This window comes from Pelistega suis, assembly GCF_013133795.1.
Lineage (GTDB): Bacteria > Pseudomonadota > Gammaproteobacteria > Burkholderiales > Burkholderiaceae_B > Taylorella > Taylorella suis.
Genome location: NZ_JABGBN010000008.1, coordinates 1 through 24795, shown reverse-complemented (window position 1 = coordinate 24795; position 24795 = coordinate 1). Strand labels below are relative to the sequence as shown.

At 41.9% G+C, this 24795-nt stretch carries 27 protein-coding genes and 1 pseudogene; 1 reads left to right on the top strand and 27 read right to left on the bottom strand.

The window, feature by feature from the left end; translation table 11 throughout:
• The 19 genes from tatA to HKX39_RS08830 all read right to left on the bottom strand — a co-directional run bounded on the left by tatA (position 1) and on the right by HKX39_RS08830 (position 14470).
• Positions 1-210: a Sec-independent protein translocase subunit TatA gene (gene tatA / locus HKX39_RS08920; protein ID WP_171680978.1), complete on the bottom strand. Its 210-nt coding sequence runs from the start codon at positions 208-210 to the stop codon at positions 1-3.
• A 37-nt stretch (positions 211-247) separates the two neighbouring features.
• On the bottom strand, positions 248-583 hold the full coding sequence (locus HKX39_RS08915) for a phosphoribosyl-ATP diphosphatase (protein WP_171680977.1): 336 nt from the start codon (positions 581-583) through the stop codon (positions 248-250).
• A complete protein-coding gene (gene hisI / locus HKX39_RS08910; protein WP_171680976.1) occupies positions 576-989 on the bottom strand; it encodes a phosphoribosyl-AMP cyclohydrolase in 414 nt (137 codons plus the stop codon). The genes HKX39_RS08915 and hisI overlap by 8 nt, the downstream gene beginning before the upstream one ends.
• On the bottom strand, positions 989-1780 hold the full coding sequence (hisF, locus tag HKX39_RS08905; protein ID WP_246226147.1) for an imidazole glycerol phosphate synthase subunit HisF: 792 nt from the start codon (positions 1778-1780) through the stop codon (positions 989-991). The genes hisI and hisF overlap by 1 nt, the downstream gene beginning before the upstream one ends.
• A 2-nt stretch (positions 1781-1782) precedes the next feature.
• Positions 1783-2523: a 1-(5-phosphoribosyl)-5-[(5-phosphoribosylamino)methylideneamino]imidazole-4-carboxamide isomerase gene (gene hisA / locus HKX39_RS08900; protein WP_171680975.1), complete on the bottom strand. Its 741-nt coding sequence runs from the start codon at positions 2521-2523 to the stop codon at positions 1783-1785.
• Positions 2524-2618: 95 nt separating this feature from the next.
• The gene (gene hisH / locus HKX39_RS08895) at positions 2619-3272 is read right to left on the bottom strand and encodes an imidazole glycerol phosphate synthase subunit HisH (protein WP_171680974.1); all 654 of its coding nucleotides are present in this window, start codon (positions 3270-3272) and stop codon (positions 2619-2621) included.
• A gap of 1 nt (position 3273) precedes the next feature.
• The gene (gene hisB, locus HKX39_RS08890) at positions 3274-3861 is read right to left on the bottom strand and encodes an imidazoleglycerol-phosphate dehydratase HisB (protein WP_171680973.1); all 588 of its coding nucleotides are present in this window, start codon (positions 3859-3861) and stop codon (positions 3274-3276) included.
• A 1-nt stretch (position 3862) separates the two neighbouring features.
• A complete protein-coding gene (gene hisD, locus HKX39_RS08885) occupies positions 3863-5173 on the bottom strand; it encodes a histidinol dehydrogenase (protein WP_171680972.1) in 1311 nt (436 codons plus the stop codon).
• A gap of 1 nt (position 5174) precedes the next feature.
• Positions 5175-5840 (bottom strand): ATP phosphoribosyltransferase, encoded by a 666-nt coding sequence (gene hisG / locus HKX39_RS08880; protein WP_171680971.1) that lies wholly within the window; start codon positions 5838-5840, stop codon positions 5175-5177.
• Between the two features lie 3 nt (positions 5841-5843).
• The gene (gene murA / locus HKX39_RS08875; RefSeq protein ID WP_171680970.1) at positions 5844-7100 is read right to left on the bottom strand and encodes a UDP-N-acetylglucosamine 1-carboxyvinyltransferase; all 1257 of its coding nucleotides are present in this window, start codon (positions 7098-7100) and stop codon (positions 5844-5846) included.
• The gene (locus HKX39_RS08870; RefSeq protein WP_171680969.1) at positions 7093-7338 is read right to left on the bottom strand and encodes a BolA family protein; all 246 of its coding nucleotides are present in this window, start codon (positions 7336-7338) and stop codon (positions 7093-7095) included. Before HKX39_RS08870 ends, murA begins: the two co-directional genes overlap by 8 nt.
• Position 7339: 1 nt before the next feature.
• Positions 7340-8134, bottom strand: a complete 795-nt coding sequence (locus tag HKX39_RS08865) for an ABC transporter permease (protein ID WP_171680968.1) — start codon at positions 8132-8134, stop codon at positions 7340-7342.
• The gene (locus tag HKX39_RS08860) at positions 8127-8906 is read right to left on the bottom strand and encodes an ABC transporter ATP-binding protein (protein WP_171680967.1); all 780 of its coding nucleotides are present in this window, start codon (positions 8904-8906) and stop codon (positions 8127-8129) included. Before HKX39_RS08860 ends, HKX39_RS08865 begins: the two co-directional genes overlap by 8 nt.
• Positions 8907-8980: 74 nt before the next feature.
• Positions 8981-10396, bottom strand: coding sequence for a tryptophanase (gene tnaA, locus HKX39_RS08855; protein ID WP_171680966.1), 1416 nt, complete (start codon positions 10394-10396; stop codon positions 8981-8983).
• 372 nt (positions 10397-10768) lie between these two features.
• On the bottom strand, positions 10769-11374 hold the full coding sequence (locus tag HKX39_RS08850; protein ID WP_171680965.1) for an MlaC/ttg2D family ABC transporter substrate-binding protein: 606 nt from the start codon (positions 11372-11374) through the stop codon (positions 10769-10771).
• A gap of 106 nt (positions 11375-11480) precedes the next feature.
• On the bottom strand, positions 11481-12365 hold the full coding sequence (locus HKX39_RS08845) for an MlaA family lipoprotein (protein ID WP_171680964.1): 885 nt from the start codon (positions 12363-12365) through the stop codon (positions 11481-11483).
• A 9-nt stretch (positions 12366-12374) separates the two neighbouring features.
• Positions 12375-12848 (bottom strand): outer membrane lipid asymmetry maintenance protein MlaD, encoded by a 474-nt coding sequence (gene mlaD / locus HKX39_RS08840; protein ID WP_171680963.1) that lies wholly within the window; start codon positions 12846-12848, stop codon positions 12375-12377.
• A 19-nt stretch (positions 12849-12867) separates the two neighbouring features.
• Positions 12868-13641 (bottom strand): lipid asymmetry maintenance ABC transporter permease subunit MlaE, encoded by a 774-nt coding sequence (mlaE, locus tag HKX39_RS08835; RefSeq protein WP_171680962.1) that lies wholly within the window; start codon positions 13639-13641, stop codon positions 12868-12870.
• Positions 13634-14470 (bottom strand): ABC transporter ATP-binding protein, encoded by an 837-nt coding sequence (locus HKX39_RS08830; RefSeq protein WP_171680961.1) that lies wholly within the window; start codon positions 14468-14470, stop codon positions 13634-13636. The genes mlaE and HKX39_RS08830 overlap by 8 nt, the downstream gene beginning before the upstream one ends.
• 247 nt (positions 14471-14717) lie before the next feature.
• On the opposite strand from HKX39_RS08830, the gene putA reads away from it, so the two are divergent.
• The gene (putA, locus tag HKX39_RS08825) at positions 14718-18536 is read left to right on the top strand and encodes a trifunctional transcriptional regulator/proline dehydrogenase/L-glutamate gamma-semialdehyde dehydrogenase (RefSeq protein ID WP_171680960.1); all 3819 of its coding nucleotides are present in this window, start codon (positions 14718-14720) and stop codon (positions 18534-18536) included.
• 451 nt (positions 18537-18987) lie between these two features.
• On the opposite strand, the gene HKX39_RS08820 is transcribed toward putA, so the two are convergent.
• The 8 genes and pseudogenes from HKX39_RS08820 to HKX39_RS08785 form a co-directional block, all read right to left on the bottom strand.
• Entirely contained in the window at positions 18988-20247 is a 1260-nt protein-coding gene (locus tag HKX39_RS08820; protein ID WP_171680959.1) for a TRAP transporter large permease, read from the bottom strand.
• Positions 20244-20801 (bottom strand): TRAP transporter small permease, encoded by a 558-nt coding sequence (locus HKX39_RS08815; RefSeq protein ID WP_171680958.1) that lies wholly within the window; start codon positions 20799-20801, stop codon positions 20244-20246. Before HKX39_RS08815 ends, HKX39_RS08820 begins: the two co-directional genes overlap by 4 nt.
• 41 nt (positions 20802-20842) lie before the next feature.
• Positions 20843-21829 (bottom strand): TRAP transporter substrate-binding protein, encoded by a 987-nt coding sequence (locus HKX39_RS08810; protein WP_246226145.1) that lies wholly within the window; start codon positions 21827-21829, stop codon positions 20843-20845.
• Positions 21830-21867: 38 nt separating this feature from the next.
• Positions 21868-22869: an amidohydrolase family protein gene (locus HKX39_RS08805; protein WP_171680957.1), complete on the bottom strand. Its 1002-nt coding sequence runs from the start codon at positions 22867-22869 to the stop codon at positions 21868-21870.
• Between the two features lie 5 nt (positions 22870-22874).
• Positions 22875-23450, bottom strand: coding sequence for a 3-hydroxyanthranilate 3,4-dioxygenase (locus tag HKX39_RS08800; RefSeq protein WP_171680956.1), 576 nt, complete (start codon positions 23448-23450; stop codon positions 22875-22877).
• Between the two features lie 10 nt (positions 23451-23460).
• Positions 23461-23883, bottom strand: a complete 423-nt coding sequence (locus HKX39_RS08795; protein ID WP_171680955.1) for a RidA family protein — start codon at positions 23881-23883, stop codon at positions 23461-23463.
• A 3-nt stretch (positions 23884-23886) separates the two neighbouring features.
• Positions 23887-24648: a 2-keto-4-pentenoate hydratase gene (locus HKX39_RS08790; protein WP_171680954.1), complete on the bottom strand. Its 762-nt coding sequence runs from the start codon at positions 24646-24648 to the stop codon at positions 23887-23889.
• Between the two features lie 4 nt (positions 24649-24652).
• Positions 24653-24795, bottom strand: a pseudogene (locus tag HKX39_RS08785) (4-hydroxy-2-oxovalerate aldolase); the annotation flags it as partial.

The following is a 24795-nucleotide window of genomic DNA, read 5'->3' as shown; positions in this document are numbered from 1 at the left end:
TTACTCTGCCTTTTCTTTGGCTTTTACATCAACCGTGGTAGATTCTTGTTGGCTCAAAGCGGCTTTTTCTTCACCGTCTTGCATACCTTTTTTAAAACCTTTGACAGCACCACCTAGGTCTTCACCTACATTACGTAGTTTTTTTGTACCAAAAACAAGTACCACAACCAATAACACAATCAGCCAATGCCAAATACTCAAACCACCCATTATTTACTCCTATTTCCTTAAAACTTTAAGCTTAAAATTACTCTTTGCGAGAGGCTTTTTCAACTAATCCTGACACTCCCTCTCGGCGTGCAAGCTCAGTAATCACCTGCTCTGGTCGCAAACCATAATAGCCCAAAGCAACCATACTGTGAAACCATAAATCCGCTGTTTCTGCAATAATGCGCTCTTTATCAGCATCCTTACATGCCATCACCAATTCGGTCGCTTCTTCACCTACTTTCTTTAGAAAGCTATCAGGTCCTTTATGATAAAGCTTGGCCACATAAGAACTCTCTGGATTACCACCATTGCTAGGTAAGCGACTTTCCAATGTATTGGCCAATACGGCTAAAAAATCACTCGAACTACTCATGTGTACCCTTATAAATTTCCTGAGGGTCTTTCAATACAGGATCAACCGGATTCCATTGCAAATCTTCTGAGCCCTCAATAGTATCCAAACGCAAGTAAAAACAACTATGGCGCCCCGTATGGCATGCCACTCCACCCATTTGTTCGACTTTCAATAAAATCACGTCTTGATCGCAATCTAAACGAATCTCATGTACTTTTTGTGTATGACCCGATTCTTCACCTTTACGCCATAGTTTTTTGCGTGAACGCGACCAATACACAGCCACTTGGGATTTTACAGTCTCTTGTAGCGCCTCATGATTCATCCAAGCCACCATTAAAATAGCGCCTGTTTGATAATCCTGAGCAATGGCAGGAATCAGACCATTATCATCAAACTGTACTTGTTTTAACCAAGCACTCATTACGCTCTCCTAACGGCAATACCTTGTTGTGCCATAAAGTCTTTACACTCAGCAATAGTATATTCACCATAGTGAAAAATACTGGCAGCCAATACCGCATTGGCTCGACCTTGAGTCACACCATCTGCCAAATGTTGTAAATTACCTACGCCACCCGATGCAATCACAGGAATAGCAATAGCATCCGAAACAGCACGAGTCAATGCCAAATCAAACCCTGATTTAGTACCGTCCTTATCCATACTGGTCAATAAAATTTCACCAGCACCATAATCAGCCATTTTAATCGCCCACTCGACAGCATCAATACCTGTCGGCTTACGACCTCCATGGGTATAAACTTCCCAACGATTAGGTTCACCTTCTTTACTCACTTTGCGAGCATCAATCGCAACCACAATACATTGTGAACCGTAGTATTGGCTAGCTTCTAACACGAGCTCAGGTCGATTGACCGCCGCACTATTCATTGAAACCTTATCTGCACCCGCATTTAATAAGCGTTGTACATCGCTAACTTCGCGCACACCACCACCGACTGTCAACGGAATAAATACTTGCGATGCTACTTGCTCAATAATAGGCAAAATCAAATCGCGTCCATCACTCGTTGCTGTGATGTCTAAAAATGTCAATTCATCAGCACCTTGTTCATTGTAACGACGTGCAATCTCTACTGGATCACCTGCATCACGCAGCTCCACAAAGTTGACTCCTTTGACCACGCGACCCGCTGTCACGTCTAGGCAAGGGATAATTCGCTTTGTCAATGTTGACAATGACTCGCTCAATTTCAGTCCTCTAATTCATCTACATAACGTTGAGCTTCTTCAAAGTCCAATGTACCTTCATAAATACTACGACCCAGAATAACGCCTTCAATACCGTCATCAATATGTTGTGCCAATGCACGAATGTCGTTCATATTATGCACACCGCCCGATGCAATAATCGGAATATTGACCGCTTGCGCAAGTTTTAGCGTTGCTTCCACATTAACACCCGACAACATACCGTCACGACCAATATCCGTATAAATAATCGCTTCTACACCGAAGTCCTCAAAACGCTGTGCCGTCGTAATCACATCATGCTTGGTAATCTTACTCCAACCATCGGTAGCAATTTTACCGTCTTTAGCGTCCAAACCGACAATGATATGTCCTTGGAAAGCTGCACATGCATCTTGTAAAAACTGAGGATCTTTCACTGCAGCGGTACCAATAATAACGTACTCTAAACCCATATCTAAATAGGCCTCGACAGTATCCATGTCACGGATACCACCACCAATTTGCACAGGGATTTCATCATCAATTTCTTTCAGAATACGTTTGATGGCGTCTGCATTCTTAGGTTTTCCTGCAAATGCCCCATTTAAATCCACGAGGTGCAGACGATTTGCACCTTTATCCAACCATTGTTTAGCCATAACCGCTGGATCATCGGCAAATACCGTAGCATCATTCATTTCGCCTTGGCGTAAACGCACACAACGTCCATCTTTAAGATCAATTGCAGGAATTAACAACATAGAAATTTAAAAATAAAAATTGCTAAAAATGTTATACACTCTATCAACGTATAACGGTAAAACTGTATTTATACCCTATTTTCATGGTAAGTTCATTAAATTTGCCATTCCACAAAATTACGATATAAACGTAAACCTTGTTCAGCACTTTTTTCTGGGTGAAATTGCGCAGCAAAAATATTATCTCGTGCGACTGCACAAGTGAACGTATGCCCATATAGCGTACTGCCCATCGTTAAACTGTCATCACTCGGTTTAACATAATAACTATGCACAAAATAAAAATAACTATTGTCTGGAATACCGCTCCAAACAGGGTGCTCACGCTCCTGCTTGACCTGACTCCAACCCATATGCGGAACTTTTAAATGCTCTTGGTGATCATTAAAATGCGGTTTGGCAAAGACATCGCCTTCGAACTTTTTAACCTCGCCGGGAAAAATACCCAAACAGCTTACATCACCCTCTTGACTACGCTCAAATAGCATTTGCTCGCCGACACAAACACCTAATAAAGGCTTGGTTCTTGAGGCTAACAATAAGGCTTCTTTTAAACCTGATTTTTCAAGGTTTTGCATACAGTCACGCATTGCGCCCTGTCCTGGCAAAACAACACGATCTGCTTTATTCAATAGCTCTACTGTATTAGCTAGATAAACATTCGCCTCAGGTGCTGCATAACGTAAAGCACGCTCTACCGAATGAATATTACCCATACCATAATCAACAATCGCAATAGAGGTGCTCATTTTAGAGTACACCTTTCGTCGAAGGAATCATGCCAGCGGCACGCGGGTCAGGCGTTGCGGCCATACGTAATGCTCGCCCAAACGCCTTAAATACCGTTTCAGCTTGATGATGAGAATTAACACCTCGTAAATTATCAATATGAACAGACACTAAGGCATGATTTACAAAGCCTTGAAAAAACTCACGCACCAAGTCCACATCAAAACGACCAATCATCGCTCGTGTAAACGGAACATGAAACTCCAAACCGGGGCGACCTGAAAAATCAATCACCACGCGTGATAAAGCTTCATCTAGTGGCACATAGGAATGACCGTAACGCGTGAGCCCTTTTTTGTCTCCCACCGCTTTAGCAACCGCCATACCTAGACTGATACCAACATCCTCCACAGTATGATGGTCATCAATATGCGTATCACCGTCACACTCAATCTCAATATCGATCATACCGTGACGTGCAATCTGATCAATCATATGATCCAAGAACGGGACACCTGTATTGATAGCTTGTTTACCTGTACCATCTAAATTAATGGCAACCTTAATCTTTGTTTCGTTGGTATTACGAATAATTTCAGCTGTACGCATATTATTTTTCCATCGAGTCTAAACGATATTCTGCACTACGGGCATGTGATTGTAACCCCTCTCCATAAGCTAATTCTTTGGCAATAAGTCCTAAAGTCTGAGCTCCTTGTTGCGAGACTTGAATTAAGCTCGAGCGTTTTTGGAAGTCATAAACCCCCAAAGGTGAGGAAAAACGTGCTGTACGAGAAGTTGGCAACACATGATTCGGACCCGCACAGTAATCACCTAAAGACTCTGAGCTATAAGATCCCATAAAAATAGCCCCGGCATGACGAATTTTATCTACTAACTCAGCCGCATTTTCTGTAGAAATTTCTAGATGCTCAGCAGCAATAAAGTTAGCAATCTCACAGGCCTCATCTAAATCACGAACCTGAATTAAAGCACCACGATTTTGCAAGCTTGTTGCGATAATATCTTTGCGTGGCATGGCCTCTAATTGGCGGATGATAGATGCCTCAACCGCATCCAAATAGGCAGCATCAGGACATAATAAAATCGCTTGTGCTAGCTCATCATGCTCTGCCTGTGAAAACAAATCCATCGCAATCCAATCCGCTGGGGTTTTTCCATCAGCAATGATTAAGATTTCACTAGGACCTGCCACCATATCAATACCTACCGTGCCAAATACACGACGTTTAGCAGAGGCAACAAAAGCATTACCTGGACCGACGATTTTATCAACTTGTGCGATACTTTCTGTACCATAGGCTAATGCTGCCACAGCTTGTGCACCACCAATAGCAATCACTCTATCGACGCCAGCAACCGCTGCCGCTGCTAGCACTAATGGATTGCGCTGACCATGCGGTGTTGGCGTAACCATCACAACTTCTGATACTCCTGCCACCTTAGCTGGAATAGCATTCATTAGTACCGAGGACGGGTATGCTGCCTTACCGCCAGGCACATATAAGCCTACTCTGTCCATAGGTGTAATTTTCTGTCCAAGTACTGTACCGTCTGCTTCGGTATAACTCCATGACGGCGCTTTTTGATGTTCATGATAAGCACGCACACGTGCAGCAGCAGCCTCTAACGCTTGTCGTTGCGTAGCAGGCAAACTCGCTAATGCCATCTGACAATCAGCCAAGGGCACTTCTAAATCAGCCATTGATTGCGCTTGCACCTTATCAAACTGTTGAGAGTACGCCACAACAGCCTTATCGCCACTTCGTCTAACCTCTCGCAAAATAGTTGCTACCGCACTTTCAATAGCCTCATCTTGACTAGACTCAAACGCTAATAAAGTCGTTAAATCTTGCTGAAAATCTGTATCTTTTGAACTTAAACGATTAATTACACCCATCTTATTTTCCTTGACTAGCCGCTGCAAAAGCGTCAATTAAAGGTTGCAAGTACTTTGCTCGCGTTTTTAAGGAGGCCTGATTAACAATTAAACGAGAAGAAATAGGCGCGACATCTTCGACCGGAACCAAACCATTAGCTCGTAAAGTACCGCCAGTCGATACAATATCCACAATGGCGTCTGCTAATCCCACCAGAGGAGCCAATTCCATAGAACCATAAAGCTTAATAATATCGACATAAACGCCTTTACGTGCAAAATGTTCACGCGTTACATTAACGTATTTTGTCGCCACACGTAAACGTGCTCCTTGCTTTACCGCTGCTTCGTAGTCAAAATCTTGACGAACAGCCACCGCCAAACGACACTTTGCAATATCTAAATCAATTGGTTGATAAAGTCCACCTGGATGCTCTTTCGTATGCTCATAGAGAATATCTTTACCTGCAATACCAATATCTGCAGCACCATATTGCACATAGGTTGGTACATCTGAAGCCCGCACGACCAATAAACGCAAATTGGGATCACTCGTAGGCAAAATCAATTTACGAGAATTCTCTGGACTTTCTGGCACTTCGATACCCGCCGCCTGCAACAATGGTACAGTATCCTCAAAAATACGACCTTTTGATAAAGCCAAAGTAATCAATGACGACTTTTCCATCTCTTAGCCCTTAATACGTTCGATATTAGCACCAACGGCTTTCAATTTTTCTTCCATTTTGGCATAACCGCGATCCAGATGATAAATACGATCCACGATTGTCTCGCCCTCGGCAGCTAAAGCCGCAATCACTAAGCTCGCAGAAGCACGTAAATCAGTCGCCATCACTTTAGCACCAGAAAGTTTCTCAACACCATTAACAACGGCGGTATGACCATCTAATGCAATATCTGCCCCTAGACGAATAAGCTCTGGCACATGCATATAACGATTTTCAAAAATATTCTCCACAATAATCGAAGTACCTTCTGAAATCGTATTTAACGCCATCATTTGCGCTTGCATATCTGTCGCAAATCCTGGATGTTCGTGTGTTTTAATGCTAACCGCTTTGGGACGCTTATTCATACGAGCACGAATCCAATCATCGCCCGTTTCAATCTCCACGCCCGCTTCGATTAGTTTATCTAATGTCGCCCCCATCGTATGCGGCGCCGCATTGCGTAAAGTAATCTCACCACCTGCAGCAGCGACGGCACACAAGAAAGTACCCGCTTCGATACGATCAGCCACCACGGTATAATCTGCGCCGTGCAACTTATCAACGCCTTCAATCACGATACGATCCGTACCATGACCCGAAATCTTAGCACCCATCGCAATCAATAACTCAGCTAAATCAACCACCTCTGGTTCACGTGCCGCATTTTCAAGAATCGTTGTCCCTTCTGCTAACGCTGCTGACATTAAAAACTGCTCAGTACCACCTACTGTCACCATATCAGTACGGATAGAGGCACCTTTAAGACGTTTTGCCTCTGCCACAACAAAACCATGTTCAACCTTGATGTCAGCAGATAAAGTAGCTAAACCCTTAATGTGCTGATCAACAGGACGCTGACCAATAGCACAACCGCCTGGCAAGCTTACCTTAGCTGAACCAAAACGAGTTAATAATGGCCCCAAAACAAGGATGGATGCTCGCATCGTTTTAACCAGTTCATATGGTGCTTCATATGAGGTAATATTATCCGCTTGTAATTTAACCACCTCTGGAGCTAACCACTCAGCCTTAACCCCTAATTGCTCGAGAACTCGAATCGTGGTCTTAACATCATTAAGATCCGGTACATTACGTAAAATAACCGGCTCCTCAGTTAATAACACCGCACATAAAATAGGCAAGGCTGCATTTTTAGCTCCCGATACGGTAATCTCTCCATGCAATGGCGCACCACCAATAATACGTAATTTATCCATTTTTCTTATACTCCTCTGGTGTTAAGGTACTCATTGATAGCGCATGAATTTCCTCACGCATACGATCGCCCAAGGCGGTATAAACTAACTGATGTCTCGCAATAAGACGTTTGCCTTCAAAGGCAGGGCTAACAATAATAGCCTGAAAGTGTGAACCATCGCCCTCTACTTCACAATGCTCACAGGGAAGCTGGCTGACAATATATTCGCGAATTTGTTCTGGTGTAGGTAAGTTCATGTTACGTCCGAAGTTTATAACCGCTCGCAAGTATTCTTAATGCAATCGCTGCGATTAGTACAAATGTAAAAAGTACCACAAAAAAGCTTTGCCATGGGGAAACATCAGAAATTCCAAAAAAGCCGTAACGAAAACCATCAATCATATAGAAGACGGGATTGAAATACGATAGCTTCTCCCAAAAAGGTGGCAAACTATGGATAGAATAAAACACCCCTGACAAAAATGTCATCGGCATAATTAAAAAATTTTGAAAGGCGGCCAATTGGTCATATTTCTCTGAACTCAATCCAGCCACCAAGCCCAAACACCCCATAATAGCACAGGCCATAAAAGCAAAAACAAGCACCCATGCAATGTGTACGGGTAAAGTTCCTGAGAAAAACAATCCAGCTACCCAAATCGCCAAACCCACAACAATTCCTCTCACAATACTCGCGGTCACAAACGCGGCAAAGATTTCTTTGGGTGATAAGGGAGGTAATAAAATAAAAATTAAATTCCCCGTTAAACGACTTTGCATTAAAGAAGATGAGGAGTTAGCAAAAGAGTTTTGCATCATCGACATCATCATTAAACCGGGAATTAAAAAACTCACATAATTAATCTGCTCATAAACCGTTAAACGACCCTCTAGCACTTGTGCAAATACCAATAAATACAGGATTGCCGTCAATACAGGAGCCGCCACTGTTTGCGTCAGCACTTTATAAAATCGCGCAACCTCTTTACGCAACAGAGCAAAAAAACCCGAACCAAAAATCAATTCTTCTTGTAAAGGATGTTGCTTAGCCATGCTGTGCTCCTGACTGCATAATTTGCACAAAAACCTCTTCTAAGTCCTGATTTCCATACTGCGATAGAATATTTGCTGTCGTATCTAAGGCAATTAGCTCTCCTTTTCTTAAAAAGGCCAAGCGTTGACACAGGTCTTGCGCCTCTTCCAAATAGTGCGTAGTCAAAATAATGGTATGCCCTTTTTTATTCAGGGAAGAAATAAACTGCCATAAACTACGTCTTAAATCGACATCCACACCAGCTGTTGGTTCATCAAGAATAATCACCGGTGGACGATGCACTAAAGCCTGCGCGACTAAAACACGACGCTTCATGCCGCCAGAAAGTTCACGCATATTATTCTCAGCCTTTTCACTCAGCCCAAGATGAAAAAGTACCTCATCAATCCAATCATCATTGTGATACAAACCAAAGTAACCTGATTGATTACGCAGAGTCTCTCTGACTGTAAAAAAAGGGTCATATACCAACTCTTGTGGTACAACCCCTAATGACCGCCTAGCTTGTAAATAATCACGTTGAACATCATAACCATAAATCTGGGCACTTCCCTGAGTAGGCTTAGATAGACCTGCCAAGACAGAAATGAGCGAAGTCTTGCCTGCGCCATTAGGACCTAATAAACCAAAGAACTCACCCTCATTAACGGTAAAGCTCACGTTTTTTAAGGCTTGAAAACCTTCCTCATTCGTTTTACCTAGAAGGCGAGACCAAAGCGTATCATTAGAGGGATATACTTTACTTAGTGCTTGGACGGCAACAGCGGACATAAAAGAAAAGCAATGATAGAAAAAGGAAAATTATAACACGCTCACTCCCCTCTTTTAAGCCCTCATTTTTAGCATTACACCTCAGTTAAGCGAGCGGTAAAATGACGTAACACAGGCGGTTCGTAAGTAAAAGTCAGTCCTCGAATTAAACTCGCCGTACTTTTTAGCTGATCAAATGCCTCAATAATAAAATCCATATGGGTTTGCGTATAAGTAGCACGAGGTATGGTTAAACGCAACAACTCTGCAGGACAAGGTAACTGCTCACCCGTTTTAGGATCTCTACCCAATAATAGGGAACCGATTTCTACCGCACGAATCCCTCCTACTTTATACAACGCACACGCTAAAGCATGCGCTGGGAATTGATAAGCTGGAATATGTGGCAGTAATTTGCCCGCATCCACAAAGGCAGCATGCCCCCCTGCTTGCTGACACACGATACCAATATCACTTAAACCATTGACAAGATAAGCAACTTGCTGAATACGATAAGCTAACCAATCTTGATTCATGCCATCATAAAGTCCAACAGCCAAACGCTCCATGGCGCCACCTTCTAAGCCACCATAGGTCGGAAATCCCTCTTGAACCACACAAAGACTACGGCACTCGTGATAAACATCTTCAAGACTATTATCCTTAAAGCATAATAAACCACCCATCGGCACCATAGCATCCTTTTTAGCTGACATGGCCAACATGTCAGCATATTTATAGCTTTCATAGGTAATTTGCTCAATTGTCCAATCTCGATACTCAGGTTCACGCTGTTGAATAAAATAAGCATTTTCTGCGAAACGTGCAGAATCCATAATGACGGGAATATCATATTTGCGTGCAATATCATACATAGCTCGCATATTCGCCAAGGAAACAGGTTGTCCTCCTGCTGAATTACACGTAATGGTACAAACAATATAAGGGACATGCTCAGCACCGACCGCTAGAATACCCTGCTCTAATTTATCTAAATCAAAATTTCCCTTAAAGTCTGCGTAAACACCTGTATCAAATGCTTCTGATACATGGACATTATTGACAGTTGCTCCATTTATCTGACTATGTCCTTGTGTGGTATCAAAGAAATAGTTCGAAAACACCACCATTTTCTGGCGATTTAAACCCTTTTCTCGCTCACGCTTACGAATAAGGACTGGAATATAAATCTGCTCAGCACCACGCCCTTGATGCGTAGGAATCGTATAGTCATAGCCAAAAATTTGCTTAACCGCATCACGCAAAGCATAATAACTACGACTACCACTGTAAGCCTCATCACCTCGTAGCATTGCAGCTTGCATATTCTGCGTCACTGCACCTGTGCCACTATCCGTTAATAAGTCAATAAAAACATCTTCACTGTCTAATAAAAAGGGATTCATACCCGCTTTAACAATCGCTTCTTCACGATAAGCACGTGTAGTGCGTTTGACCGGTTCAATCACTCGAATACGAAAAGGCTCTGGCAAATGTTTAAAGTTTTCCATCATAAAGTCCTGTGAGATTTTTTGAATTTTTAAAAGACGTATCAACTATCCACGAACATCTTCTCCGAGAAGACATTCGTTAGCCTCCTATTTGGCACAACACCAGAAAAGGAGTAATACGAGCCATCACGAAACTCAGCTTTATAGGACTTATGGAAAATACAGGACGAGCTTAGGATCAGCCACAACCCAAGTTTGACTAATAATCATTATGGCCCCTCCTTCACTCAATAGATAATAATAGATACATTATCCATCAAACTCTGTCTATCAACCAATAGGGAAATACACTAAAAACACGCAAAAAAAAGCCTAGTTATTTCACTAGGCTTTAAAAAGAGAAATAAAACTCTCTACAATCCAAGGAGGAAATTATTTTTGCAAGCTGCGGATTAAACCGTCAATACCACCTTTATTAATTTCGCCGCGAAATTGGTTACGATAGTTTTCGACCAACCAGATATTTTCAACATTGAAATCATAGACTTTCCAGCTATCGCCTGCTTTTTCCAAACGATAGTCAATTGATACTGGCGAACCTGCACCTGTCACGACGGAGCGCACAACGACATCATTTGCATTAGCATCACCGCGGAAAGGTTGCACGTTAATGGCAGTTTTATCCGTAACGTTTTTAAATGCGCCACTATACGTACGCACTAAAGTGCCTTTAAATGCACTCACTAATTGCTGCTTTTGCTCAGCTGTGGCTTGACGCCAAGGAGCTCCTGTTGCTAAGCGAGTCGTTTTTTCTAAGTTTGTTGACGGCATCACATATTGATCAACAATTTTATTAATTTCTGCGGTATTACCGCTACGTGCCGCACCATTTGCCTTAATCGCGTTTAATGTTTGATTCGCTAAGTTTTCAATAAATTGATTAGGATCTTGAGCAGCTTGTACGGCAACTGCCGTACTTAAAAAAACTGCTGCACCAAATACCGTTTTTGCCGCTGTTTTAAAAATTGTTTGTGTCATTTCAAAATTCCTATAAAGAAAGCAGGTAACACCACTTTGTTACCCGCTACTATAAAGCATTTATCAAGAATAAGAATTAAAGGATTGTTAATAAAGTTACAGGGTATTACTCACCCGGATCCTCATATTCTGGCATTGTAAATTGATCAAATGATTTAAGCTTTTCTAAGCGTTTTTGACGCAATTGCTCACGGTATGCCGTACGTTGTGCTTGACCTGGAATGACTAAGCCACTCTCCGTAGTATCTTCTGCTAAATGTCCGGTAGCTGGCGTACCATCGGTAATCTCATCTTCAAATTTTGAGCGTAATAAAGCATGACGATTTTGTTGGTAAGCATCTCGTACAAAAGCATACTTATCTAAAGCGACATCCGATGCAATATCATCCGCTGTCAATAATTGCTCTCGCTTATCAAAAGCCTGTAAGCCGACAATCGCATTTCTAAGCGGAATATTCTCAATTGCCCAAGGGGTTGTAAAGGTTGCTGAACCGCCTATGGCATCACCAGCCAAGCCCATCGTATCACGCAAAGAACTAGAACCTAAAACCGGCAATACCACATAAGAGCCTTCTCCTAAGCCCCAAACCCCTAGCGTTGTACCAAAATCATTCGGGATTTTCTTGGCACCATTCATCGTTGCCACATCAATACACCCCCCTAAACCCACGGTGGTATTAAACATGACACGTCCCATCGTATTGACAAAATCTAAACCTCGTCCTTGCAAAAGACTATTAATGCCAGACCAAACATCGCCAAGATTACCAAAAATATTACGCACACAAGTTCGTACAGGATTAGGGACAACCGCTTGATAACCTTTAGCCACGGGACGCAAGACAGCTTTATCCACCGCCTCATTGACCTTAAACATTGTGCGGTTATAACTCTCTAAAGGATCTTTGGGATTAGGATTGTCTACACTAGCACATGCAGTAAGCGATAAACCTAACACCCCTATCACCATTATTTTTTTCATCTTTTTCATCTGATTGCCCTATTCTTTTGCCTTACCTTCTTTTTCGGCTGTTGAAAATAAGAATTTACTTACTAATTCCTCAAGCACTAAAGCACTTTGCGTATATGTAATTTCACTACCTTCTTTTAGCATTTCCTCTTCAGCACCTGCCGTAATACCAATATACTGCTCACCAATCAAACCGGCAGTTTGAATCGTTGCCGAACTATCCTTAGGAAAGGCATATTTAGCTTCCATATTTAACTTCACGATAGCACGAAAATCGTTATTATCAAAACTTACTTCCGCCACTCGACCCACTACAACACCATTACTCTTAACAGGTGCACGTGCTTTTAATGAACCAATATTGTCAAATTTAGCAGTAACCTGATAGGTCTTATCAAAAGAAAAAGTACTTAAATTACCTGCTTTTAATGCTAAAAACAATACTGCCAAAAAGCCCAGTAAAACAAAAATACCCACTAAAAAATCGGTTTTCTTACTTTGCATATATAAACCTAATCAAAAATTAAAACATTAATGCGGTCATGATGAAATCGAGACCCAAAACTAATAAAGAAGCACGAACGACGGTGCGCGTAGTAGCTTTTGCTACGCCTTCCGGTGTCGGCTGACAGTACCATCCTTCAAAAAGAGAGACCAACATGACCGCAACACCAAAAACGACACTTTTAATCACGCCATTGAGCACATCATGAAAAACATCTACCCCTGATTGCATTTGCGACCAAAAGGCGCCGGTATCAACATCAATTAATACGACGCCCACAAACCAACCACCGATAATACCGACCGCAGAGAAAATCGCAGCAAGTACTGGCATAGCAATAATCCCTCCCCAAAATCGAGGGACTAAAATGCGACGCAATGGATTAATTCCCATCACATCCATGGCATTGATTTGCTCACCAGACTTCATCAAACCGATTTCTGCTGTAATTGACGTTCCTGCACGTCCTGCAAATAATAAGGCGGTCACTACGGGTCCTAACTCACGCACCAAACTTAATGCGACTAATAAACCAAGCGCCTCTTCAGAGCCATACATGGATAAAGTATTATACCCCTGTAATCCCAGTACAAAACCAACGAATAAGCCCGATACGGCGATAATGGATAATGAATAATTACCAATAAAATGTACCTGCTCTGTCACTAAACGAGGGCGTTGAAAAACAATAAAGGACTGCGCCAACAAACTAAAGAACAATTTGAAGAAGATGCCGATACGGCTGATGACATCAATAACATAACGTCCTAATAATGCAATCGCATTAACCATTTAGATGCCCCTTACGTTGCGCATACCATTGCTGAAAATGTGGTGTCTCAGGATACTCAAATACCACTGGTCCCTGTGGGCTACCTCGCAAAAATTGTTGTACATAAGGATTATCAGAAGCTCGCAACTCATCCGGCGTACCCGCCACAAGCAACTGCCCCTGTCCTACCATATAGACATAATCAACAATATTGAAAGACTCTTCAATATCATGCGTAATCAATACGGAGCCACAATGCAAGCGATCCGCCGTATCCCGAATTAATTTAGCCGTCATACCTAAAGAGATAGGGTCTAGGCCTGCAAATGGCTCATCATACAAAATCAACTCAGGCTCCAACACTATTGAACGTGCTAACGCCACTCGACGTGCCATACCCCCTGAAATCTCTGATAATTTAAGATGTGCCGCTGACCGCAATCCAACGGCATCCAATTTACTCAGAACCTTTTCAAAAATAAGTGCCTCACTATCCTGAGTTAATTCTCGAAGCGGGAAGGCCACATTATCAAAAACACCTAAATCCGTAAACAATGCACCTTGTTGGAATAAAACCCCCATTCTTTGACGTAATAAGCGCATTTTCTCTGGCGTCACCTTCGATAAGTCTTGACCATATAAAGTCACCTTACCTTTTTGAGGAGCAATCTGACCCGTTGCCGCACGCAATAAGGTCGTTTTCCCTGAGCCAGAACCCCCGATAAGAGCAACAACCTCACCCTTACGTACACGAACATTTAAACCAGAAAGAATCGTTCTATCTCCATAACCGAGACTGACATCTTCTAATTCAAGTATGGTTGTAGATTCAGACTGATGTACTGACATTGACATCATAACTATTTAAATAAGATAAGAAAGTTAATCATTTTAACAAGCTTTTCGACATGAAAACCTTATCAACTCTAAAACTTCACCGTTTGTAATCATTAGACACTCCTTTTACTTACAAATCAAAATAATTATTTAAAAATAATAGGTTAACTTTAAATATATAGGGTAAACCCTAATACAAATTTAACCCTAAACAGCATAATCTTGACAAAAGTTTAATATTCCACAACGGGAGCAAGTGATGACCGATTACACAACCCTAGGTGTCAAAGTTGATACCGCTACCAAAGAACGCCTACAAAAAAGTGCCCAACAGCTCAATTGCACACCACATTGGCTACATAAACAAGCCTTAACAACCTATTTAGAGCAAATTGAGCGAGGCACACTACCGCAAGAGCTAGCCCATTTAAAAGGTGAAAGCACAGAGCCTTCTTTAAATAGCGAAATTGGCATAACTCTTGAAGAACCGCAACAATACCCTCCTTTCTTTGAGTTCGGTCAAGACATCCAATCACAATCTGTCCTACGCTCTGCCATTACGTCGGCCTATCGTCGTCCTGAAACAGAGTGTGTACCTTTTTTACTACAACAAGCCACGTTAAATGAACCCGAAAAAACTCGCGACTTAGCTCTAAGTCTTGTGAAGGCACTCAAAGAAAAAACACCTTCTGGTGGTGTAGAAAGCCTTATTCAAGAGTTTGCCCTTTCTAGTCAAGAAGGGGTAGCGCTAATGTGCTTAGCAGAAGCATTATTACGTATTCCAGACCGGGCCACTCGTGATGCCTTAATTCGCGACAAAATTAGCCATGGTGATTGGAAATCACATATGGGTGGTTCGCCATCAATGTTTGTTAACGCTGCCACTTGGGGTCTAATGATTACCGGCAAGCTAGTAGCGGTCAATAGCGAAAATAATCTCTCTAATGCCCTAACGCGCATGATTGCCAAAGGCGGTGAACCTCTCATTCGTAAAGGTGTCGATATGGCTATGCGGATGATGGGTGAACAATTCGTCACAGGTGAAACTATCGCTGATGCACTTGCTAATAGTAAAAAATTCGAAGCAAAGGGATTCCGTTATAGCTACGACATGCTCGGTGAAGCTGCCACGACGGAAGAAGATGCCGCTCGCTATTATCGTGATTACGAACAAGCTATTCACGCCATTGGTAAAGCGTCTGCTGGTCGTGGTATCTATGAGGGCCCCGGCATTTCTATCAAACTTTCTGCCCTACACCCACGCTACTCACGCGCGCAATATGAACGTGTGATGAGTGAGCTTTTCCCTCGCGTATTAAAGCTCACTCAATTATGCCGTCAATATGATATCGGTTTAAATATTGATGCCGAAGAAGCGGATCGCTTAGAAATTTCTCTCGACTTATTAGAAGGTCTATGCCAACACGAATCCCTCAAAGGCTGGAACGGCATTGGTTTTGTGATTCAAGCCTACCAAAAACGTGCCCCTTTTGTCATTGATTTTGTGATTGACCTCGCACGTCGCACCAATCACCGTCTCATGATTCGTCTTGTAAAAGGTGCTTATTGGGATAGCGAGATTAAACGTGCACAATTAGATGGTTTAGAGGGATATCCTGTTTATACCCGCAAGGTCTACACCGATGTCTCTTATCTTGCTTGTGCTAAAAAATTATTGTCCGTTCCTGAGGCAATTTTCCCGCAATTTGCTACACACAACGCACAAACACTTGCTTCTATTTACCACCTCGCTGGCAATAATTATTACCGTGGTCAATACGAATTTCAATGCCTACATGGCATGGGAGAGCCTCTTTACGAAGAAGTTGTAGGCGATAAAAAACTTAATCGCCCTTGTCGCATCTATGCACCAGTGGGTACACACGAGACCTTGTTGGCCTATCTAGTACGTCGTCTTTTAGAAAACGGCGCCAATACTTCTTTCGTTAATCAAATCGCTAGCGATAATGTAGACCTCAATAGTCTTGTACAAAGCCCTCTTGATATAGCAAGCAAAATTTCTCCGCTCGGTGCACCACACGATAAAATCCCGCTACCGCGCGATTTATATAAAACAAGCGCTAGTGAACGCGCCAACTCAAATGGTTTAGATTTAAGTAACGAACATCGTCTTGGTTCACTCGCTGCCTCTCTTTTGAATAGTGGCAATACAACATGGCAAGCCGCTCCTAGCACCTTAGCCCAATGGGATAATACACGTGCCGTTACTGTATTAAATCCTGCTAATCACAAAGACCAAGTCGGTGAAGTGATTGAAGCCACAGCCGAAGAAGTACAAATAGCCATCGAAAGAGCACAGCAAATCTCACCCATCTGGCGCTCTACACCAATTAGCGAACGTGCTGCCCTACTTCGCCGTGCAGGTAACTTGCTAGAAGAAAATATGCAAAACTTGCTCGGTCTTATCACACGAGAGGCGGGTAAATCCTTTAATAATGGGATTGCTGAAGTCCGTGAAGCAGTTGATTTCTTACGATACTATGCTGATCAAATAGAAGAGCATTTTGATATTGAACAACAACGCCCTCTTGGCACAGTGGTGTGTATTAGTCCTTGGAATTTCCCATTAGCGATTTTCATGGGACAAGTTGCTGCCGCATTAGCCGCAGGTAATGTCGTACTCGCCAAACCTGCTGAGCAGACGCCTTTAATTGCTGCTCAAGGTATCGCTATTCTTCATGCAGCGGGCATTCCTACTGACGCCGTGCAGTTACTCCCTGGTCAAGGTGAAACAGTAGGCGACCAATTAATTTCGAGTGAGGCTATCCACGGAGTTATGTTTACAGGCTCAACGGAAGTAGCACGTTTAATTGCCGGCAAACTCTCAAGCCGTCTTGATAAACATGGGCAATCGATTCCACTCATCGCAGAGACAGGCGGTCAAAATGCCATGATTGTGGATTCATCAGCATTAGCTGAGCAAGTGGTCTCAGATGTTTTAAACTCTGCGTTTGACTCAGCAGGACAACGTTGTTCAGCATTGCGCGTACTTTGCTTACAAGAAGAAAGTGCTGACCGTGTTCTCACGATGATTAAAGGTGCGATGAAAGAGCTTCGCGTCGGTAATCCTCATGTATTATCAACCGATATTGGTCCTGTGATTGATGCACAAGCGCAAGGCATTATCCAAAAACATATTGACAAAATGCGTAGCAAAGGTCTAAAAGTAGAGCAGATTCAGTTATTAGACTCCGCAAGTAATGGTACATTTATCCCTCCGACATTGATTGAACTCAATAGCATAGCGGATTTAGAGCGTGAAGTCTTTGGCCCTGTCTTACATGTATTACGCTATAAACGAGAGAATATTAATCAATTAATTAGTGATATTAATAGCACTGGTTACGGACTGACTTTTGGTATTCACTCTCGTATTGATGAAACCATTCAACACGTGACCAATAGTATTCATGCTGGTAATATTTACGTCAATCGCAACATTGTCGGCGCGGTAGTCGGTGTACAACCATTTGGGGGGCAAGGACTATCAGGCACAGGCCCTAAAGCAGGTGGTCCACTCTACTTATTCCGCCTCTTAAGCTTAGGTAATCAAACATTACCTACTCCTTTTAAGCTCGGTGATAAGAATAGCCTACAAGCCGTATTAACAGGCCCTACAGGTGAAAGCAATGTATATCGCCTAATCCCTCGTGGCAATATGCTTATTATCCCAGCAACTGAGCAAGGTTTAGCACTTCAGCTCAAACAAGTACTGCAAGCAGGAAATACTGCGGTTCTCATGGATACCGCAGAAGTGCGTGAATGGATGAAGTCCATCGATTCAAACCTACGTCAATCGATGCGTTTTATCAAAGAAACAGAGATAGATACGACTGCATTAGACGGGGCATTATTTGAAGGTGATAGCGATAAATTACGCGAATTGAATCTACGTTTAAGTAAACGTCAGGGACCTATTATTATCGCCTACGGCTTAACCAGCACGGCTATCCATGAAGGCATACACTACCCAGAAATTGCCTTGGTACATGAACAATCCATCAGTACCAATACCGCAGCAGCGGGCGGTAATGCGAGTCTAATGACAATTGTATAAAATGTAGTGTACACAGAGGGGTGATGCTAATACGCCCCTCAAAACTATAAATATACTGGGAAGTTATTATACGATTAAGTTTATTTTGCCTACTGGCGCTTGGTTTAAATGCCTCCGTAACAAGCACAAGCACTCAACCAAGTCTAAGAAGCCGCACGTAACCCAAATGATATAACTATTCGACAAGCTAGAGAGGCCGAAGCCAACGCCAGATATCATGCGTCTAGACTACAATCCACTCGCTTAAATGTCTATGAAAAACGCGTGGCAGCTAGTGCTCAAAAAGCCGAAGAAGCACGAATTAAAGCAGAAAAAGCCCGCGCTCTTTTTGAGGCGGGCGAGACAGATATTAAAGCGCAGTTAAGAGTGAAATAATAATCTAACGTTTAATATAAAATGGCCAGATATGAATAAACCATTCATATCTGGCCATTTACTTATATCAAGAAAACTAAATCAATCCCGTGGTCAATACTGGAAATATCACCAATAAACACACAATCAATGAGACAACCAATAAAAATGGTAATAGTCCAATGAATAACTTGCCCGGTTTAATCCCTGTAATCGAAGAGGCCACAAATAAACCTGAGCCAACGGGAGGTGTCAATAAGCCAAGAACTAACACGATACAAATGATAACACCAAAATGGTAGGTATCAATACCATAATTCATCGTTGCAATAGGTAATAAGATAGGTACAACCAAAATTAATGCCGCAATACCATCCAACACGGTACCAATCGCCATTAATAACGCACATACCAAGAATAAAAAGACAATTGGATTATTGGTAGATGCTGTAATCCACATGGCTACTTTTTCTGGAATTTGCTCATACGTAATGGTCCAACCAAACACACCTGCCGCTGCGATTAAAAATACGACTGTACTCGTACTAATGACTGTTCTTTTTAACAAAGCAGGAAGCGTCGAAATCTTTAATTCTTTGTAGCCAAACAATCCAACGAGTAAAGCAATTAAACATGCTACGCCAGCAGATTCTGTCGGTGTTGTAATGCCTAACAAAATACCTAGGATAATTACCACAGGAATCAGTAAGGCAGGAATTGCATTTAGCGTCGCTTTCAATGCTTCTTTTGGCGTTAACCATTGACCTTTAGGATAGGGATTTTTTAAGCCAATGAAGAAAATCACCACCAACATACCTAAACCCAGCAATATACCCGGAATCAAGCCTGCTACAAACATATTCCCAATAGATACTTGTGCCAACACACCAAAAATAACAAACATCATAGAAGGAGGAATAATCGCACCTAGAATACCAGCACTCGCTGTTACGGAGGTCGCGACAGTTTTGTCATACCCTTCTTTTTCCATCTCTGGCACCATGGCTTGGGACATAATGGCAATTTGTGCTACAGCAGAGCCCAAAATTGCTGCCATCATCATATTGGCCAATAAATTGATATACGCCAACCCTCCTCGTACACCACCAAAAAATACACGCGCAAACTGAATCAAACGCTGAGTTAATCCTCCCTCATTCATCAGCTCGCCTACCAAAATAAATAGCGGAATGGCTAATAAACCGTAATTCTCAATAGCTGAGAAAAATTGGCTACCATACGACTGAAATAAGATAGTATTATCACTATTCCAAATATAGAACACTGCCGTGAGCGCTAACACTAAACCAACAGGGATTGCCAACGCCATTAATACTAGAAAAATCACTAGTGTCATTTTGTTTCCTCCTCAAGCACATATTTACCTGTCGGATCATTAAGTAAATTGACAGCGGAATGAAATAAACAAGATAAACCCATATAAGGAATAATCCACCAGACCACATATTTTGGCCATCGCAGAGTATTACTGATTTCTTGATAAATGAAATTCATTGATGAAGCACTAAACTCCATCACATCAAAGTTATGCAACCATAAATCATATGGTTGATACCAAATCCAAGAAAATACCAATAATAAAATGGCAAAGACCAAAATACTCAAATCATAAATAACGCCATAAAGCTGTTTTAAGGATGGCGGTAGCCAATCCTTAATAAGTGTTACTGCTACCATCTGACGGCGTTTCATCAACACAATAGAGCCCAAAAATACGGCCCATACCATGACAAATATGGCCGCTTCATCCACCCAAAAGAGGGCATGGTTGAGTGCTCGCGTAACCACATTAATCACTATCAGAATTGTCATGAGAGCAACCAAGAATCCAGCAAAAGCTAATTCAAAGGAGGCTAAATAATTGGACAGTTTTTTTAATTGACTACGCATAACACCCTACCTTAACTACTTTGCGTAAAGAATAAAATTAATTATTGGCTAATCTCTTTTGAAGCGTCTCGTAGCGCTTTTAAGAGAGGCGCTTGTTTTTCCCACTTCATCTCCCATTGATTAATAGCATCTTGGAAAAACTCTGGCCCCACTTCCTTAGTATTTTTGCCTGTCGCCAATAAAGCTTGTTTCCACTCTTTCTCTTTTGCACTATAAATACTACCTGTTTCGACAAGATATTTACTCATTATGTCCTGAATATTTTTCTTATCTGAATCAGATAATGTACTCCATACACGAGCCGATACCACACCAACTACTGGCCACATCATATGATTGGATAATAATGTGGTATCCGCAATATCGTACAATTTAAGGCCGACGATAATTTCCAGATCCATATCCGTACCGTCAACTTGCTTATTGCTCATGGCATCAAAAACACCTGATAAAGGTAGTGAGATTGGAGCAACACCTAGATTACGATAAAAATCTTGTAGTGGCACTTGCGGTGTAATGCGAATTTTCTTGCCTTTTAAATCTGCGACAGATTGAACCGCATTAACACTAATCATCTGACGCAAACCACCCGTACCATAAGCAACACCAACCACACCCGCTTTACGAGGTAAATCAGTCAGTAAGTCTTGAGCAGGCTTAGAAGCCAATAAGGCAGGCACTTGGTCAACATTCTTAACGAGATAAGGAGCAAAAAGAATGCCCATATCCACATGACGATTAGTTAGCTCAGCTGCTGTCAAAAATGCCATATCTAAAGCGCCCGTTTGTAATTGTTGAAGCATTTGTGCTTCATTGCCTAATTGACCCGCAGGGAATACCGTCACTTTATGTTCACCATTACTCGCCGTTTCAAAATCCTTAGAAAAGCTTTCAGCGGCCTTTGTCCATACATGCGTGGCAGGTGTCACTAAACCTAGGCGAAAGTTTTTCGCATGTGCTACTTGTCCTACGGCTAACGAAGTCAATGCTAACGTTAAACCAGTAATTAATTTACTTAATTTCATCATTTTGTCTCCTGACATTCAAGCCATTTTAGGCTAAATAATCATTTAAGATTAAAGAATTTCTCTGCATTTTGATAGAGCAATTTAGCCTTATCATCCGCACTAAGAGAAACACTATCCGCAATTAAACTGCCGATAGGCTGCTCACCTAGTGGGAATGGATAATCTGATCCCATCATCACATTATCGACACCCATCACCTTAGTTAACATCGTTAATGCATCTTGATTGAATACCGCTGCATCTGTATGTAATCGTTTTGCATACTCAGAAGGCGGTCTTGGGCAATCTTTTCTTACAATATCACGATGCTTCCATGCATTATCCACTCGGCCTAATAGGTAAGGGAAGCTACCTCCTCCATGCGCAAAACAAATCTTTGCTTTCTCAGGAATCTTTTCCAAAGCACCTGATAGGATAAGACTTAACATGCTCAATTGAGTCTCAGCAGGCATCGCCACCAACCAAGGTAGCATCCATTCCTTCATACGATTAGGCCCACCCATCATATCCCATGGATGGATAAACACAGGAATATCTTCTTCGGCACAATGGATTAAAAAATCAATCAAATCAGGGTGATTAAGATCCTTATCACCGACATGATTACCAATCTGTACACCTACACAACCTAAAGCTTTCGCTCTTGATGCCTCTTGAGCGGCTAGCTTAACATCTTGCAAAGGTACTTGAGACAATGCTTTAAAGCGATTAGGATACTTCTGACAAAACGCAACCGCCTCATCATTCATTTTTTGTGCCCAATCATAAGCTTTTTGTGCTTCCCAACTATAGCCAAACAGTACCGGTGTAGAACATACAATTTGTGTATCAATCCCTTGCTCATCCAATTCTTTTAAACGAAACTCAGGATCCCATAAGGCACGATAAACTGGTCTAAACTCCCGACCATTAAGCATAATCATTCCTTTGTTAGGATCTTTATCATCTAATCGAATCCACGCAGCACGTTCGGCATCCACTGAATTAGCAAGCTCTTCAGAAATCAATGGAAAAAAATGTGAATGAATATCTATCTTCATACGGCTTACTCCAAATGTTTGAAGTTTTCATAAAGTGTCTTATGCCACTCCACATACTCACGACCAGGGTGAACTGTCTGACAATTTGGACACGTTCTTTCTTCTGTCGTTGTTGCATAAAACTGCTCATAAACAGGAGGTAAATCTTTGACGATACTTTGTAAAGACATCTCATAACGTTTAATTAACGTACCGCAACATGCGCAACTCCACTGCAAAGCGTCATGTTTTTCTTTAGGACGTTTATGCTCAATAACTAAACATAAACTACCCGGATTAGGGCGCTGAGGCGAGTGAATTACATGAGGAGCCATTAACCAAATATCTCCTTCACGTAGATGCACTTTTTCGTATTGTCCTCGATCCCAAACTAATACATGAGCCTCACCTTTGAATTGATAAAAAAACTCTTCCACAGGATCATCATGAAAGTCTGTTCGCTTATTTGGACCGCCTACAACAGTCACCATATAATCAGAGTTTTGCCAAATCTGCTGATTACCTACAGGAGGTTTTAATAAATGACTATTATCATCAAGCCACTTATTAAAATTTAAAGGTAAACCAAATTTAAAATTCATTCTTATCTCCTTACGATGCAATCGGCTTATAAGCAACGGCTTTGATTTCAATCAGTAAATGCGGATGCGGTAATTGATGAACAGCCACCGTAGTACGTGTAGGACCATTAAAATCAAAGAACTCCGACCATACTTCGTTAAAGCCTCCAAAGTCATTCATATTGACTAAGTAAACATTCATTTCTACAAGATCCTCTAAAGAGGCACCTGCTTTTTCTAAAATGTTTTTAATATTAGTGATAACCGCTCGTGTCTGAACACGAATATCAAGATTAGTCACTCCCATTTCATCAACTTGAACACCTTCAAAACTATTGTCAGGTCGGCGAGAGCTTGTACCAGAAACAAAGATAAAATCACCAGCACGTTTAAAGTGAGGAAAACTACCTCGAGGCTTCACAAAACCTTCAATTAAACCTTCTACTTTACTCATTCACTACTCCCCTACGTAGAAACTAGCTCTACCTAATTTGCTAATTTCTACCTCAACATAATCACCAACATTCAAGGCTTCTGCAGAAGTAGCCGCTCCCGCCATCAATAGACTGCCTGCTGGCAATACCTCGCCTCGCTCTGCTAATAGAGCAGAGGCCTGCACTACTGAACGCATAGGATTACCTAAAATCGCCGCTGTCGAACCTGCTTGAACAGGCTTACCATTAATATTCAAACCAACGTAGGCATTCGTTAAATGATGAAAATCACGAGACCACGAACCTACGACAACGCCTGAAGATGAGCAATTATCAGCAACAACATTATTTAAATCAAATTTAAAATCACGGAAACGAGAGTCAATGATTTCTAGGGCTGGCGCTACCGCTTCAATATAATCAACGGCTTCTAAGGCATTGAGCGGACGGTCAATATCTTTCTTAATTAAATAGCAGACCTCTGGTTCTACTCGAGGATGCACAAAATTAGAACGTTTAATCGTACTCGCATCCTCAATTAACATATCGGTCGTGAGCAAGCCCCAAATCAAGCTATGGACATTCATTTGACGCATTTTAGCGATACTAGTAAATCCCATCTTAATACCGCAAATTGGAAAACCACGATGGACTCGATGAGCGATGACTTCACGTTGAATATCATAGGCTTCTTTTAAGTCAAATAAGCCTGTCGCAAACTGTTCTACTGCTTGTGCATTAACAGCAGCAGCATCTAATTTTTGGGCAATTTCTTTTTTATCCATGACCTTACACTCCTTGCTGTTTACGCACCAAATCTAACGCCACATCGACAATCATGTCCTCTTGTCCACCGACCATACGACGCTTACCTAACTCCACCAAAATATCAAAGGCCGATAAACCATAACGTGCTGCCGCTGCCTCACTAT

What these genes read in the sequence shown, in the direction of transcription:
- tatA (WP_171680978.1), bottom strand. Translation starts at nt 210, where the DNA reads ATGGGTGGTTTGAGTATTTGGCATTGGCTGATTGTGTTATTGGTTGTG.
- HKX39_RS08915 (WP_171680977.1), bottom strand. Translation starts at nt 583, where the DNA reads ATGAGTAGTTCGAGTGATTTTTTAGCCGTATTGGCCAATACATTGGAA.
- hisI (WP_171680976.1), bottom strand. Translation starts at nt 989, where the DNA reads ATGAGTGCTTGGTTAAAACAAGTACAGTTTGATGATAATGGTCTGATT.
- hisA (WP_171680975.1), bottom strand. Translation starts at nt 2,523, where the DNA reads ATGTTGTTAATTCCTGCAATTGATCTTAAAGATGGACGTTGTGTGCGT.
- hisH (WP_171680974.1), bottom strand. Translation starts at nt 3,272, where the DNA reads ATGAGCACCTCTATTGCGATTGTTGATTATGGTATGGGTAATATTCAT.
- hisB (WP_171680973.1), bottom strand. Translation starts at nt 3,861, where the DNA reads ATGCGTACAGCTGAAATTATTCGTAATACCAACGAAACAAAGATTAAG.
- hisD (WP_171680972.1), bottom strand. Translation starts at nt 5,173, where the DNA reads ATGGGTGTAATTAATCGTTTAAGTTCAAAAGATACAGATTTTCAGCAA.
- hisG (WP_171680971.1), bottom strand. Translation starts at nt 5,840, where the DNA reads ATGGAAAAGTCGTCATTGATTACTTTGGCTTTATCAAAAGGTCGTATT.
- murA (WP_171680970.1), bottom strand. Translation starts at nt 7,100, where the DNA reads ATGGATAAATTACGTATTATTGGTGGTGCGCCATTGCATGGAGAGATT.
- HKX39_RS08870 (WP_171680969.1), bottom strand. Translation starts at nt 7,338, where the DNA reads ATGAACTTACCTACACCAGAACAAATTCGCGAATATATTGTCAGCCAG.
- HKX39_RS08865 (WP_171680968.1), bottom strand. Translation starts at nt 8,134, where the DNA reads ATGGCTAAGCAACATCCTTTACAAGAAGAATTGATTTTTGGTTCGGGT.
- HKX39_RS08860 (WP_171680967.1), bottom strand. Translation starts at nt 8,906, where the DNA reads ATGTCCGCTGTTGCCGTCCAAGCACTAAGTAAAGTATATCCCTCTAAT.
- tnaA (WP_171680966.1), bottom strand. Translation starts at nt 10,396, where the DNA reads ATGGAAAACTTTAAACATTTGCCAGAGCCTTTTCGTATTCGAGTGATT.
- HKX39_RS08850 (WP_171680965.1), bottom strand. Translation starts at nt 11,374, where the DNA reads ATGACACAAACAATTTTTAAAACAGCGGCAAAAACGGTATTTGGTGCA.
- HKX39_RS08845 (WP_171680964.1), bottom strand. Translation starts at nt 12,365, where the DNA reads ATGAAAAAGATGAAAAAAATAATGGTGATAGGGGTGTTAGGTTTATCG.
- mlaD (WP_171680963.1), bottom strand. Translation starts at nt 12,848, where the DNA reads ATGCAAAGTAAGAAAACCGATTTTTTAGTGGGTATTTTTGTTTTACTG.
- mlaE (WP_171680962.1), bottom strand. Translation starts at nt 13,641, where the DNA reads ATGGTTAATGCGATTGCATTATTAGGACGTTATGTTATTGATGTCATC.
- HKX39_RS08830 (WP_171680961.1), bottom strand. Translation starts at nt 14,470, where the DNA reads ATGTCAGTACATCAGTCTGAATCTACAACCATACTTGAATTAGAAGAT.
- putA (WP_171680960.1), top strand. Translation starts at nt 14,718, where the DNA reads ATGACCGATTACACAACCCTAGGTGTCAAAGTTGATACCGCTACCAAA.
- HKX39_RS08820 (WP_171680959.1), bottom strand. Translation starts at nt 20,247, where the DNA reads ATGACACTAGTGATTTTTCTAGTATTAATGGCGTTGGCAATCCCTGTT.
- HKX39_RS08815 (WP_171680958.1), bottom strand. Translation starts at nt 20,801, where the DNA reads ATGCGTAGTCAATTAAAAAAACTGTCCAATTATTTAGCCTCCTTTGAA.
- HKX39_RS08810 (WP_246226145.1), bottom strand. Translation starts at nt 21,829, where the DNA reads ATGATGAAATTAAGTAAATTAATTACTGGTTTAACGTTAGCATTGACT.
- HKX39_RS08805 (WP_171680957.1), bottom strand. Translation starts at nt 22,869, where the DNA reads ATGAAGATAGATATTCATTCACATTTTTTTCCATTGATTTCTGAAGAG.
- HKX39_RS08800 (WP_171680956.1), bottom strand. Translation starts at nt 23,450, where the DNA reads ATGAATTTTAAATTTGGTTTACCTTTAAATTTTAATAAGTGGCTTGAT.
- HKX39_RS08795 (WP_171680955.1), bottom strand. Translation starts at nt 23,883, where the DNA reads ATGAGTAAAGTAGAAGGTTTAATTGAAGGTTTTGTGAAGCCTCGAGGT.
- HKX39_RS08790 (WP_171680954.1), bottom strand. Translation starts at nt 24,648, where the DNA reads ATGGATAAAAAAGAAATTGCCCAAAAATTAGATGCTGCTGCTGTTAAT.